Below are 12,424 nucleotides of genomic sequence, written 5' to 3' on the forward strand. Positions count from 1 at the left end.
TTGCTGGCGTGAGTGACTTACTGGATCTTTGGCCATAGGCTTGCGGCAAAAAGTAACGATGTGATTAATGCGCAGAGGTACGCGAAGACATCCCCGTAACGCGTGTAGAAGGTTAGGTTGTTTTCGTAGCCGAAGTGCACCTGGATGCTGGTGCGGATATGACGTGGAGCTGCTTCGGTGACTCGTCCGTATGGGTTGATGGCTGCCGTTACACCAGTGTTCGTTGCACGAAGGACCCAACGATGGTTTTCGATAGCGCGCATGCGCACCATATTCAGGTGTTGCCAAGGGGCGCTGGTGTCTCCGTACCATCCGTCGTCGGAGATGTTGACGAGGACGTCGGCACCTTCGAGGACGAATTGGCGGACTTCATTGGGAAAGACGGACTCATAACAGATAAAGGTTCCATAGGCGTGGCCTCCGTCGCGGAAGACGGTGCGACGGGTACCGTGTGAGAGATCGCCTGCTTCGGCGAGGAGATCTCCGGCGAAGGAGAAGATGGATTTAAAGGGCACATATTCGCCAAAGGGGACTAAGTGCATCTTGTCGTAACGGCCTACGAAGTCTCCGTTGGGCGCGATAAAGGATGCGGAGTTGAAGCGATCATAGCCTCCGGGAGCGGATGGGTTGGGAGTAACTCCAAGGTTATCGACGATGATGGGTGCGTCCGCAGTGCGCGCGAGCGTCGATATTGCTGCGCGGAATTCCGGATCGTAGTCGGCAAAGGGAGCCGGTGATTCGGGCCAGACTATCAGGTCAGTCGGCGATGGAAGTGGGGTGTCGGCGTCGACTCCGTTGATAGGGGAGTGTCTTCTAAGTAAGACAACTGCTGGTGTGCTAGATAGTTCTGGGATGCCAAGGAAATATTGGTCTGATGGGTAGAGACTTAGATGGGCGAAGGACTCAAGTAGTTGTTGCTTGGTCTCTTGCGCACCCATGCTTTCTGCGCCTACGCCGAGATTTTCCTGTACTAGCGTGGCCGTGGCTGTTGTAGGTGATGATGGAAGATTTCTAGACCGGTTCACTGCTGCTATAAACACGATGGCAATAATAGCCACAGACAAAGTAAGTGCAGGGCGGATAAATTTATGATCACGCGCGCGAACACGCACGAGCCAGAGTGCGTTGACTGCTGCGATCACGAAAGATAGTCCATATGTACCTGTTACCGGAGCAAGTCGTGTCAGGAATGAATTATCTATCTGCGTGATGCCGAGGAAGTCCCAAGGGAAGCCGGTAATACGTGCGCGCGCGAGTTCTACGGTGATCCAGACGAATGGTACGAGAAGTAATGCAGCCTGACGGCCAAACTTGCGGCGAAGGGTGACGAGCAATGTGCCAAACAAGGCATGATATAGGCCCAGGTAAAGACAAAAGAGTGCAAGAATGCCAGCCGCGATTGGCTTTGCCAGGCCCCCATATAGGTACATTGTCTGGTAAATCCAGTAGCAGTTGCCCAGATACCAGATGATTCCGCATACATAACCGAGGACAGCACCTTGAGTTAGAGTAAGCGGATTGCCTTGTCTGTTCTCACTTACTAATGCGGCGAGTAGTGGCAGGAGCGCTATCCAGCATATCTCCGTGCGCAACATGGGCACGGGGCCTGCGATGGGAAAGGGTAAGACCTGAAGGATGCCGGAAAGGACGGCCAGCGCCCAGAGCCGCGATGGAATCAGTCGCATCGCCATGAGTCTAGCATCTTTGCATAATTCCGCTGTCATTCGACGTTATTATCTGCTCGACTAATTTGATATTGCTTGATAGCATCGCGAAATTAATTTGCACCCGATTAATTGCTTCTATATGGTTGTAGATGGAAATAGGTATCCAGAAGCTGGTTCTAGTTAGTCTGGATAACTGGCTTGTCGGTACGCCAATTGGAGGTACTCCGTGGAAGTTAGCCGCATCATCAATGAGATTGACGGTCAGATCGCGAAGTTGCAGCAGGCGCGCGCGCTGCTGGCTGGAACAGTTGCCGTGCGCACCGGCCCGGGACGTCCTAAGGGAAGCAAGAACACAGCTGCTTCCGCTCCGCGTAAGCGCAAGTTGAGCGCGGCGGGCCGCAAGCGCATCTCTGAAGCCATGAAGAAGCGCTGGGCGGATCGGCGTAAGCAGGGATCAAAGTAATACTTCGCGTATCCCCGCAGACCGAGTGCTTCAGCGCGTGACGATGACTTCACGCAGGCTGTCTTTTGCAAGAAAGAAGCGATAGCTTGCGAAGTCGCGCAGCAGGTTTTCGATCGCGCGGTTGCTGTAGGAGTTCAGCAGCGGGTAGTTCCCTGCCCGCTGTATCTCTACCACCTCGGTGTCGGTGAGGTGGTAGCGGCAGAAGGCCGTGTCTGATGCGCCGGTGGCGTGAAAGAAGGCAAGCATCAGGCCGCCTGGCTGCAGCACTTCGTGAATGCGCGAAAAGACGGGGGCGATCAGCGGCTCAGGCAGATAGTCTGCCGTGTCCCACAGGATGACTACGTCGAACATGCGGCCGGAGAAGTTGAGGTTGCTCTCGAGAAACTTCTCGACGTTAAAGGTGGGCGGTTCGTCTCCGGCGCCTGGTGTGAGCCACTCGGGCTTCGCCGCTTCTTCCACGACGTTTGCCATATAGATGCTGTGGCCGAGGCTGGTGATGTAGTTGATATTGGTCGACGAGGTTGGCCCGATGTCAAGCACACGCAGCGACTCCTGCGAACGCAGATGCTTCAGCAGCTCTTTCCACCCGCTGGAGTGGCGTGGATGCCTGCTCTCGTCTGATGCTTTGTGCGTGCCTGAGTCGCTGCTGCCGAAAAGATGGCGCATACGGCGGATTTCCCTTTCTCTGCTGTGCCCTGGTTTTTCTGCTATGCCCCGGGCTGGGTGAAGAGCGGTGTCTTGGCCGATGCCTCGGGTGCCGGCGCCGATGCTGCCGGAGCCTCTGGATTTCCCTTCAACTCGACCCGGCCTTTGAACGTAACGGTCTCCTCGATGGCGAGCCGATTGGCGATGACGTCACCGGCCACGACTGCCGACTCGCGCAGATCGACGCGGCCGGTCGCGGTGATGTTGCCGGTGAGGCGGCCAAGGACGACGACGTCGCGGGCGCGAACGTCTGCGTGAACGCGTGCATTGGGGCCGATGGTGAGCCGGCTCTCGGAGAGCGTGACGGTGCCTTCAATGTCTCCGTCCATGTAGAGGTCTTCACTGCCGGAGAGATCGCCACGGATAACCACGGCTTTGCCGATAACGGTGGAACCTTCTGCTGCCTTCATGAGGTCATTACTCTCCAAAGTAGGATGGTCGGCTTACAGACGCGCTAGGCCGAACTATACCCAAGCCCTCGCGTGTAAGCAAACCGAGGATACTTTGACACGCGGGCGGCGTCTTATTATCTACGCACGTAAGATAGACGAGATAAAGCGCAGAAAGGCGAGGAACGCCAGGCATTGAAGAATTCAGACGTACCCCAGGGAGCGTGGCGCTCTGCTCGTCGCGTGCAGGTGAGATGGTTTGCTGCTGCGCTTGCTGCCGCCTGGTGCGTTGCCAGTTATGGCGCGTCCCGCCAGACCACCGCGATCTCGCAGCCGGACGCGGCGATGCTTGCTGTGCCTCCACGCTCGTGGGTGGTGGAGGCGGTGAACAATGAGCTGGTTGCGCTGCACCATCCGAACTCGTACATGCGGTATCGCATGCACATTGTGGATGAGCGGCGGGACATGACGCGCGACGTCATCGAAAGCCAGGAAGGAACCGTGGCGAGGATGATTCTGCGCAATGGCCAGCCCCTGACCGCCGATGAGGACAAGGCCGAGCTCCAGCGTCTGAACGACATGATGGCGCATCCGTCGGAGTTCACCAAACACATCAAGGACGAATCGACGGGACGGAAGCTCGCCGATGACCTGCTGCGTCTGATGCCCGACGCGATGATCTACACCTACACTCCAGGGCAACCGCAGGCGGCGGGCTTCGCGGGGCCGCAGATTGTGCTGGACTATGCGCCGAATCCGAAGTTCAGGCCGCCAACCATTACGGCTGAGGCTTTGACGGGGTTAAGAGGGCGAGCGTGGATCGACGTGAAGACGAAGCATGTTGTTCGCATGGAAGGAACCATCTTCCGGCCTGTGAATCTGGGTTGGGGCTTGGTGGCGCACATCTATCCGGGTGGAACGCTTCTGCTGGAACAGGCCGATGCGGGCCGTGGCAGATGGGTCTTCACGCACTTTACTGAGAACGTGAGCGTGCGTGCGCTGATGGTGAAGACGGTGAATGTTCACGCGCAGATCGATACGTCGGATTTTCAGATATTGCCCGGGCCGATGACGTATCAGGATGCGATCAAGATATTGCTCAACACGCCGCTGCCGGTGAAATGATCAAGGCTGAACGCGGTTGAGACGCAAATTTAAAAGCAGGTCGTCCTCCGCCTGCGGCGAAGGATGACAACTTTATTTGCGAAGGGTGACAGCTTTATCTGCTGAGGTTGACAGCTTTATTGGCAAGGATGACAGCCTGATTTACAGGTGAAGTCCAGCCGGCTAGGCCGTGACGCGGGCTTTGGCGTAGAGGCTTTGGCGGCGGACTGTGAGGGCTTCGATGCGGTCTTTCTGCACTTCGAAGCCGCGGCCTGGTGTGGTGGGGACGGTGATCTCGCCCTTTGTGCTGACGGTGACAGCAGGCTCGATGATGTCCTGCGTCCAGTAACGACTGGAGGCGGAGACGTCGCCGGGAAGGGAGAAGTTCGGCAACGATGAGAGTGCGATATTGTGCGAGCGGCCGATGCCGGTTTCTAGCATGCCTCCGCACCAGACTGGAATGCCACGCTCGGCGGCGGCGTTATGCACGGCAATGGCTTCGCTGAACCCGCCGACGCGGCCTACCTTGATGTTGACGATGCGGCAGGACTCCATGTCGATGGCTGCGAGGGCGTCGCGGCGATTGCGAATGGATTCGTCGAGACAGATTGGCGTGGCGAGACGCTTCTGCAACATCGAATGGAAGTAGAAATCGTCGTACCAGAGCGGCTGCTCAATCATCAACAGATCGTAATTCTCCCATGTGGTGATGTGGTCGAAGTCGCGCATGCGGTATGCCGAGTTTGCGTCGCAACTGAGCAGGATGTTGGGCCAGCGGTCGCGTACAGCTTCGAAGATGTTGTTGTCCCAGCCTGGCTTGCACTTCAGCTTGATGCGCTGATAGCCGGCGGCGAGCTCGGCTTCAATGATGTCGAGCAGCCTTTCTTTGGATGTCTGGATGCCGATGGAGACGCCGCAGGGGATCTTCTGGCGCGTACCGCCGAGCAGCTCCGCGAGAGGGACGCGCTCTACCTGGGCATGGAGGTCCCACACGGCGTTTTCGAGAGCTGCCTTGGCCATGCGATGGCCGCGCACCTGCTTGAAGACCTCCGGGCAACTGCCTCCTCCGATGAGGTCGGCTTCGAGCAGACGCGGCGCCAGCTCGGTCTCGGTAATGATCCAGGCGGTGTCGATCATCTCGTCGCTGAAGTAAGGGTGCTCACCCGCGACGCACTCTCCCCACGCAGTGAGGCCGTCGGACTCAAGCTCGACCAGCAGGATGCGGCGGCCTGTCGTCATTCCAAAGCTGGTCTCGAAGGGATGAGCGAGCGGCATGTTGATCTCGCGCAGATGGATGGCATCGATGTTGAGCATGTCGGTTTCCTGTCGTGGTTCAATCGGTGGAAGCTTGAGATGAATTGTGTTCAGGTCTCGCGATTATGTTCGGAGTTGCATCTGGCCCTCATCTGGCGGATTCTTCGTTCCACGGCCCCAGCAGGAATGTACCGTTGCCGTCTGGATCGCGTTCATAGCCCACGACGGCGAGGCCGCGGTGGAATGCCGACTGCAATGCCTCCCGGTTACGGGCTTGCAGCTCGTGCGCCAGGCTTCGCTGCCCGGGGTCCTGCTTCCACTGGTAGATGGCATGCGGGACGGTGACACGTTCGGTGATGTTGAGCTGTGGCTGCTCCCCGGCAAGGACGCTTCGGACACGCGGGGAGTTCAACCACCACTCCGCGTATAGCCTATCCGTCGGCAGGCCTCCCTGCAATGGGGAAGACGAAGGGCCATAGAAATCAGGCTGATAGCGGCGGACAATCGCGCCCAGGCGGGCGATATTCAGATGGGCGTTCTTAATCTCAAGGGGATCGAATGTCCATTCCATGAGGTCAAAGCCGCGGGCGATGGCGTCGTTGCGCTGGGCCAGCTTGAGACTGCGGCCGAGGCCGTGGTTGCGGTACTGCGGCAGGACGGCGAGCATGTGCGAGTGCAGGTAGGAGCGGCCATCGCGGTAGCCGGGCAGCGACATGGCAAAGCCTACGACCGTTTCTCCGTCGAAGGCGCCGAGCACCTGGCCGCCGATCTTTTGCGCTACGAGGAAGACGCGGCGCGGGATGAGGTCGCCGTCGCTGTATCCCCAGACCTCGAGCTGCAGGACGACGCAGCGCTCGAATTGTTCGAGCGTGCTGAGCGGGCGGATGTCGATGCTGGATTGCCTGGTCATTGGGAGGATTCGCCCCCCGTCCTGTGCTTTGCCGTCCTGCGCTTTGCCGCAGTCCACTGCTGGTCCAGTTCTGCAGGGCTCATGGCTGCCAGGGCATCGCGGCCGCCTGCGCTTGTCTCCATTGTGGTGAATCGCTCGCGGAACTTCGCATTGGCCTTGCGGAGTGCGCTTTCGGGGTCGAGCTTTAAGTGGCGTGCGAGATTGACGGTGGTGAAGAGCAGATCGCCCAGCTCTTCTTCCATGCGATGTGCTTTGTTCTGCGCTGATATTTCTATCTCGGCGCGAAGCTCGCCAATCTCTTCCTGCAGCTTGTCGAAGAGGCCTTCGGCGTCTGGCCAGTCAAAGCCCACCTTTGCGGCGCGCGAGCCGAGTTTGCCGGCTTCCATGATGGCGGGCATGGTTCGGGGTACATCGTCGAGCATGGAGGCCTGTGCGGGCTCGGCAGCGCTCTTCTCCTCGCGTTTAATCTGCTCCCAGTTGCGGAGGACAGCGTTGGCATCGGTGGCTTCGGCGTCGCCGAAGACGTGGGGGTGGCGGCGGATGAGCTTTGCGTTGAGGTTGGCCGCTACGTCTGCGATGGTGAAGTGGCCGGCTTCGGAGGCCATCTGCGCGTAGAAGAGCACTTGCAGGAGCAGATCGCCGAGCTCGTCCTTGAGGTCGGGCCAGGAGCGGCGCTCGATGGCGTCGAAGACCTCGTAGGTCTCTTCCAGCGTGTAGCGCTTGATGGTGTCGAAGGTCTGCTCGCGGTCCCAGGGGCAGCCACCCGGTCCGCGTAGCCTCGCCATGATCGCAATGGCTTCGGCAATTGCGGCTGCGCCACTGCTCGCGTCGGGCGTCGCGGCCGCAGGCTGGATTCGTGGGGCTGGCAGAGCCATGTCTCAACTTTACTCGATTGCCCGGAAATGCGCCCCGTGCGCCCGCGTTGATGCTGCTACCACCAGCCAAAAAAGATGCACCCGGTGGTTCGCCGGGCGCATCTTTTTCTGCTGGTTGCGCTTCGCTATGCTGGAAGAATTACTGCTGCTGTACTGATGGCTGCGCTACCGACGCGGTGGCCGGAGTCTGGTCTTGGTTCATATTCGACATCACCTTGATCTCGACGCGGCGGTTTTTGGCACGACCGGCAGCAGTACGGTCGGTGGCAATCTGAACGTCCTTGCCGATGCCGATGAGGTAGAACTTGTGCGGAGGAACGTTGTGCTGCGCGGCCAGATACTGCACGACAGCGTCGGCGCGGCGCTGGCTAAGGGCGTAGTTGTAGTTCGCATCACCAATGGTGTCGGTGCCGCCGGTGACGGCGAGGATGTAGCTCTTGGTCGCAGCAAGACTGTCGGCGAGGGCGTCAAGCTGGCTCCTGTCGGAAGAGCTCAGGTTGGACTTGTCGAAGGCGAACGTCACGGTGACGTCGGAGACGGTCTTGTAGTTGTCCAGGTTGGCGACAACGCCGTTGAGGCTGTCTACGCGGTTCGCCACGTCCTGCGCGGACTTGTTGGCCGCATCGGCAGACTGTCCCGCAGCTTGGGCGTGCTGGTCAGCCGTGTTGGCCGCGTCCATCGCGCCACTGATTCCCTTCTGCGCGCGCTCATCGGTGTCGGTGATGGAGCGATGGTCGGCAGCAGTCTTGGCATCCAATTCATTGGTCTGCTGGATGATTGGTGCGGTCTGCGACCTCACATAGTTCTTAGAAGAGCAGCCGACCGTCAATGCAATGACGAACACGCTGGCCGCAGCCACCGCGCAGGCAGATTTCATCTTCGACAGCGTCACGCTGGCATTCTGAAAGTTCGAGCTCATGGAATGTTTTCTCCTCGGTGTCAAATCTCGACACTGAGGTAAGAGCAATCAGCTTGCCAAACATTTTTCAAGGTATAAACCAAATATTTTCAATAATATGAATAGAATCGCTCTCACAGTTCCCTCCATCTTGTCTGGAACTTTTGTTCGTGAAACGCGTCAAATCTACGCTGCAATTCCATGCACATACGGGCGGGTAAGCACCCGTCTACACTGAACTTCCGCGTCATCTCGCGTCACCTATGGATCTGTACGAGAAAATTCGAACCCTGCCCACCAGCCCGGGCTGCTATCTGTACAAAAACGCCGAGGGTGAGGTCATCTATGTCGGCAAGGCCAAAAACCTGCGTGCGCGGGTGCGCTCGTACTTTCTGGCCGCCTCGCAGGCCAATGCCAAGACCGGCACGCTGATGCGCGAGGCCGTCGATCTGGAGTACATCACGGTCGCCAACGAGCATGAGGCGCTGGCGCTCGAAAACAACCTGATCAAGCAGAAGAAGCCGCGCTTCAATATCCTGCTGCGCGATGACAAGACTTATCCGTATATCAAGCTGACGCTCGCCGACCGCTTCCCCAAGGTCTTCGTCACGCGGCGGCTACGTAAGGATGGCTCGCAGTATTTTGGGCCGTACTTTCCCGGCAACCTGGCCTACCGCATCGTCGATCTCATCCATCGCAGCTTTTTGATTCCGAGCTGCAAGGTTGACTTGTCGCGCTATCATCCGCGGGCATGTTTGCAGTACTACATCAAGCGGTGCCTGGGGCCTTGTGTTGAGGGATTCACCACGCCGGAGATTTATAAGCAGGCTGTCCGCGATGTGCAGCTCTTTCTGGAAGGCAAGCCGAGCGAGCTGGAGCAGTCGCTGACGCAACGTATGGAGGAGGCTGCAGCGGCTGAGCAGTTTGAGCAGGCTGCGCGGCTGCGTGATCAGCTCATCACGCTTAGCCAGTTGCACGACAAGCAGCGCATTGCCAGCGTAGAGAATGAGGACGGCGATGTCTTCGGCTTCCACTACGAAAACGAGATGCTCGCGGTGAACCTCTTCCACATGCGCGGAGGCAAGATCGTTGATCGACGCGACTTCTTCTGGGAAGACCTGGCGGAGTTGATTCTTGATACGGATGAAGTCGCAGGCGATGAGCAGCAGCAAGCTGATGCTCCTTCGGGGGTGATTGCGAGTACCTTCAGTGCCGCCGCTTTCTTCTCTGCTTTTCTGAAGCAGCTTTATCTCGATCAGAATTATGTTCCGCGTACCGTGCTGGTGCCGGTGGATTTTACTGATCGCGTGCTGCTGACCGAGATGCTTTCGGCGCAGACCGGCAAGCGGGTTGAGATTCTTGTGCCGCAACGTGGCGAGAAACGCTCGCTCGTCGATCTTGTGAGCCAGAATGCGAAGCAGTCGTACGATCAGCGGTTCCGTGTGATGAAGCCGAGCATCAAGGCCATTCAGGAAGCGTTGCAGGACGCGCTCACGCTGGAGGAGCTGCCGACACGCATTGAGTGCTTCGACATCTCGCACATTCAGGGCGCGGAGACTGTGGCCAGCATGGTCGTGTGGGAAGATGGCGCGATGAAGAAGGCCGACTATCGCAAATTTCAGGTGAAGACCGTAAGTGGGGTGGACGACTTTGCGTCGATGCGCGAGATTATTCAGCGGCGCTACAAGCGGCTGCTGGAAGAGAAGAAGCCCTTTCCGTCGCTGGTGCTGATCGATGGCGGGCTGGGACAGCTTCATGCAGCTTTCTCGGCGCTGGAAGAGATCGGCGTCACGTCGCAGCCGCTTGCTTCGATTGCGAAGAAGGAAGAGATCATCTACGTCTACGGGCAGGAGAACGAGCCGGTCGTGCTCGATCGGCGCTCGCCGGTGTTGCACCTGGTGCAGCAGATACGCGATGAGAGCCATCGGTTTGCCATCACGTACCATCGCAAGCGGCGCGAGATGCGCGACCGCGATTCGGAGCTGCTTGCCATCCCGGGCGTTGGCCCGCGCACGCGTCAGCGGCTACTGGAGCACTTCGGCAGCCTGCGTGGGATTAAGCAGGCACCACCGGATGCGCTTACCGCGGTCGTCAATGCTGCGACGGCCGAGAAGATTCGTGCGCACTTCGCGGATGAAGCCAACGACGCGGCTGTGCTTCACGTTATCGAGTGACTGGCCGGTAGTGCTGCCACACGTATTCAAGAGCTTCGGGCAGGGTTTGCTGCTTCGTGGCGTGATCCACGTGTCCCGCGTTGCGGGCGAAGACGAATTGGTAGTGGTAGTTCTTTGCCGCCAGCACACGCGCCATATTTTCGTTGGCAACTACCCAGTCGTGCATTCCGTCGCGCATTGCATTTGGATTCAGGAGATCTCTGTCACCCACCTCTATCCAGATGTGCAGCGGCTTCCGCGGGCTGTTAGGAATCAGGTGCTCGTGGAACTCCCATGCTCCGTGCGGGGTTTTCGGATTGTATGGCCACTGCTGATTCACGTAGGTGCCGGAGTAGGTGAGCACGCGGTGATAGAGCTCAGGGTGATACCAGGCCATAATCATGGCGCATGATCCGCCGGAGCTTCCTCCCATCGTTGCGCGGCCGTTGGGGTCGTGGGTGAGCTTCACGTGGTAGAGCGTCTCCACGCGCGGCAGCACCTCGTGTTCGACAAACTCGGCGTAGCGTCCTGACATGGTGTCGTACTCCAGGCCGCGCTCGCTGCCCTGCGCGTCGCCGCTTCCGTTGCTGATGGAGATGGCTATCATGACCGGGACCTTGTGTTCGGCGATCAGGTTGTCGAGCGCGGTGAAGAGGCCGCGGTCAGGGCCGTCTGCGCCTACGATGAAAGGCGCAACGGTGCCGGGGACGTATTGCTTCGGCACGTATACCGTTACCCGGCGGGTGTATGGGGCGGGATGATTGGTGGTGACGATCAGCTTGGCTGGATCATGCGGATCGGGCGTTCCGAACGTGCCGGGGTCGCGCGCGATGCCGGGATAGAGCTTGCTATCGGCGGAGCTCATCGTGAACTCCGACACGGTGCCCTGAGGGACTCCGTCGTGCACGGTCATCTCCGGCGCTGGAGTGTGCGTGGGACCGAGGATGAAGTTGCCGTCCTGGTCCGCGGGAGGAATCGCGCCATCGGGTAGTTCCTTCGCGGAGACATAGCCCGGCGTGTGCGGGTCGCGGGTGGGTGGTGTCGGGCGCGGTGGATGGGGGGGCAGCGTTTGCGCCGTGGCCAGATATGTAGCGGCGATCGCGCATATTGCGATTGCTGTTTTTACAGGACGAAGCATGGGCTCTCCTCTGCTCAGCAAACATTGTGCACGAGAGGTTGCTTTGTTCAAACTCCGGGCTGCGTGAGTGCGCGATATATCGCGGCCATTTGCTCCAGTGTCAGTGACTCCGCGCGTGCCAGTGGAGGCGTGCCTTCTGGCCATGCTGTCGCGAGCGTTTGGAGGGAATACCCGGCGTTGCGCAGATTGTTCTGGAGCGTCTTGCGTTTTTGTGCGAAGCACTGCTTCAGGAAGGTGTCGAAGCCGGCGGTGTCGACGCCTAGTTCGGCGAAGCGGGGGGCGAAGTCCAGACGCAGCACGGTCGAGTAGACCTCTGGCGGCGGGGAGAACGCAGATGGCGGCAGAGTGAACAGGGTTTCGACGCGGGCGTTCATCTGCGCGGTGGCCGATAGCAGGCCATAGTCGCGTACGCCGGGCGTGGCGGCGACCCGCTCGGCTACCTCGCGCTGCATCATCACGATGGCACGCGCCAGTGCGCCTTCTCTGCCTGCTGCAAAAAGATGCAGCAGGATATCGGAGGTGATGTAGTAGGGTAGGTTTCCGACTACGTCCGCCGTCTCGCCAGCGGGAATGAGCGACTGGAGGTCTGTTTTGAGGATGTCGGTCTCGACGATCTTCACGTTCGGCTGGTTGCGAAAGCGGAAGGTGAGTTCTGCGGCGAGGGCGCGGTCGAGCTCCAGCGCGATGAGGCTGCGGCTGCGGCCCGCGAGGATGTCGGTAATGGCTCCGTGGCCTGGGCCGATCTCGATGACGGTGCGTTTGCTAATATCGCCAAGTGCGTCCGCGATGGCGTGGCGCGCGGTGTCATCCACGAGAAAGTTCTGGCCGAGTTTCGGTTTTCGTTTTTGCATCCAACTGTTTTGACTGT

Annotated in this window: 12 protein-coding genes; 3 read left to right on the forward strand and 9 right to left on the reverse strand. The window is 59.1% G+C overall.

Annotation, left to right across the window (positions count from 1 at the left end; all coding sequences use genetic code 11):
- Window positions 1–17: 17 nt before the first annotated feature.
- Window positions 18–1,691 (reverse strand): apolipoprotein N-acyltransferase, encoded by a 1,674-nt coding sequence (lnt, locus tag IEX36_RS05310; RefSeq protein WP_229668734.1) that lies wholly within the window; start codon window positions 1,689–1,691, stop codon window positions 18–20.
- A 202-nt stretch (window positions 1,692–1,893) separates the two neighbouring features.
- Between lnt and IEX36_RS05315 the strand changes: the two genes are divergently transcribed.
- Complete coding sequence (locus tag IEX36_RS05315) at window positions 1,894–2,130, forward strand: hypothetical protein (protein ID WP_188758234.1); 237 nt, start codon at window positions 1,894–1,896, stop codon at window positions 2,128–2,130.
- A gap of 30 nt (window positions 2,131–2,160) precedes the next feature.
- On the opposite strand, the gene IEX36_RS05320 is transcribed toward IEX36_RS05315, so the two are convergent.
- Window positions 2,161–2,796 carry a class I SAM-dependent methyltransferase gene (locus tag IEX36_RS05320; protein WP_229668735.1) on the reverse strand — a complete coding sequence of 212 codons (636 nt, stop codon included), beginning with the start codon at window positions 2,794–2,796 and terminating at the stop codon, window positions 2,161–2,163.
- Window positions 2,797–2,837: 41 nt separating this feature from the next.
- Window positions 2,838–3,245 (reverse strand): bactofilin family protein, encoded by a 408-nt coding sequence (locus IEX36_RS05325; protein WP_188758235.1) that lies wholly within the window; start codon window positions 3,243–3,245, stop codon window positions 2,838–2,840.
- Between the two features lie 174 nt (window positions 3,246–3,419).
- Between IEX36_RS05325 and IEX36_RS05330 the strand changes: the two genes are divergently transcribed.
- Window positions 3,420–4,349, forward strand: a complete 930-nt coding sequence (locus IEX36_RS05330) for a hypothetical protein (RefSeq protein WP_188758236.1) — start codon at window positions 3,420–3,422, stop codon at window positions 4,347–4,349.
- Between the two features lie 162 nt (window positions 4,350–4,511).
- Here IEX36_RS05330 and menC read toward each other — a convergent pair whose 3' ends face one another.
- From menC to IEX36_RS05350, 4 genes are all read right to left on the reverse strand, one after another.
- Window positions 4,512–5,642 carry an o-succinylbenzoate synthase gene (gene menC, locus IEX36_RS05335; protein ID WP_188758237.1) on the reverse strand — a complete coding sequence of 377 codons (1,131 nt, stop codon included), beginning with the start codon at window positions 5,640–5,642 and terminating at the stop codon, window positions 4,512–4,514.
- An 88-nt stretch (window positions 5,643–5,730) separates the two neighbouring features.
- On the reverse strand, window positions 5,731–6,492 hold the full coding sequence (locus IEX36_RS05340) for a GNAT family N-acetyltransferase (protein ID WP_188758238.1): 762 nt from the start codon (window positions 6,490–6,492) through the stop codon (window positions 5,731–5,733).
- On the reverse strand, window positions 6,489–7,367 hold the full coding sequence (mazG, locus tag IEX36_RS05345) for a nucleoside triphosphate pyrophosphohydrolase (RefSeq protein WP_188758239.1): 879 nt from the start codon (window positions 7,365–7,367) through the stop codon (window positions 6,489–6,491). Before mazG ends, IEX36_RS05340 begins: the two co-directional genes overlap by 4 nt.
- Before the next feature lie 139 nt (window positions 7,368–7,506).
- Window positions 7,507–8,286, reverse strand: coding sequence for an OmpA family protein (locus IEX36_RS05350; protein WP_188758240.1), 780 nt, complete (start codon window positions 8,284–8,286; stop codon window positions 7,507–7,509).
- A 242-nt stretch (window positions 8,287–8,528) separates the two neighbouring features.
- Here IEX36_RS05350 and uvrC point away from each other — a divergent pair, with 242 nt between their 5' ends.
- Window positions 8,529–10,439 (forward strand): excinuclease ABC subunit UvrC, encoded by a 1,911-nt coding sequence (gene uvrC, locus IEX36_RS05355; protein WP_188758241.1) that lies wholly within the window; start codon window positions 8,529–8,531, stop codon window positions 10,437–10,439.
- On the opposite strand, the gene IEX36_RS05360 is transcribed toward uvrC, so the two are convergent.
- On the reverse strand, window positions 10,429–11,556 hold the full coding sequence (locus IEX36_RS05360) for an alpha/beta hydrolase (protein WP_188758242.1): 1,128 nt from the start codon (window positions 11,554–11,556) through the stop codon (window positions 10,429–10,431). The genes uvrC and IEX36_RS05360 overlap by 11 nt on opposite strands.
- A gap of 47 nt (window positions 11,557–11,603) precedes the next feature.
- Complete coding sequence (gene rsmA / locus IEX36_RS05365) at window positions 11,604–12,407, reverse strand: 16S rRNA (adenine(1518)-N(6)/adenine(1519)-N(6))-dimethyltransferase RsmA (RefSeq protein ID WP_188758243.1); 804 nt, start codon at window positions 12,405–12,407, stop codon at window positions 11,604–11,606.
- Window positions 12,408–12,424 lie beyond the last annotated feature (17 nt).

It is taken from the genome of Edaphobacter acidisoli, assembly GCF_014642855.1.
Lineage (GTDB): Bacteria > Acidobacteriota > Terriglobia > Terriglobales > Acidobacteriaceae > Edaphobacter > Edaphobacter acidisoli.

Excerpts from the sequence above, each read along its gene's own strand:
- lnt (WP_229668734.1), bottom strand. The coding sequence starts at position 1,691 with ATGGCGATGCGACTGATTCCATCGCGGCTCTGGGCGCTGGCCGTCCTT.
- IEX36_RS05320 (WP_229668735.1), bottom strand. The coding sequence starts at position 2,796 with ATGCGCCATCTTTTCGGCAGCAGCGACTCAGGCACGCACAAAGCATCA.
- IEX36_RS05325 (WP_188758235.1), bottom strand. The coding sequence starts at position 3,245 with ATGAAGGCAGCAGAAGGTTCCACCGTTATCGGCAAAGCCGTGGTTATC.
- menC (WP_188758237.1), bottom strand. The coding sequence starts at position 5,642 with ATGCTCAACATCGATGCCATCCATCTGCGCGAGATCAACATGCCGCTC.
- IEX36_RS05340 (WP_188758238.1), bottom strand. The coding sequence starts at position 6,492 with ATGACCAGGCAATCCAGCATCGACATCCGCCCGCTCAGCACGCTCGAA.
- mazG (WP_188758239.1), bottom strand. The coding sequence starts at position 7,367 with ATGGCTCTGCCAGCCCCACGAATCCAGCCTGCGGCCGCGACGCCCGAC.
- IEX36_RS05350 (WP_188758240.1), bottom strand. The coding sequence starts at position 8,286 with ATGAGCTCGAACTTTCAGAATGCCAGCGTGACGCTGTCGAAGATGAAA.
- uvrC (WP_188758241.1), top strand. The coding sequence starts at position 8,529 with ATGGATCTGTACGAGAAAATTCGAACCCTGCCCACCAGCCCGGGCTGC.
- IEX36_RS05360 (WP_188758242.1), bottom strand. The coding sequence starts at position 11,556 with ATGCTTCGTCCTGTAAAAACAGCAATCGCAATATGCGCGATCGCCGCT.
- rsmA (WP_188758243.1), bottom strand. The coding sequence starts at position 12,407 with ATGCAAAAACGAAAACCGAAACTCGGCCAGAACTTTCTCGTGGATGAC.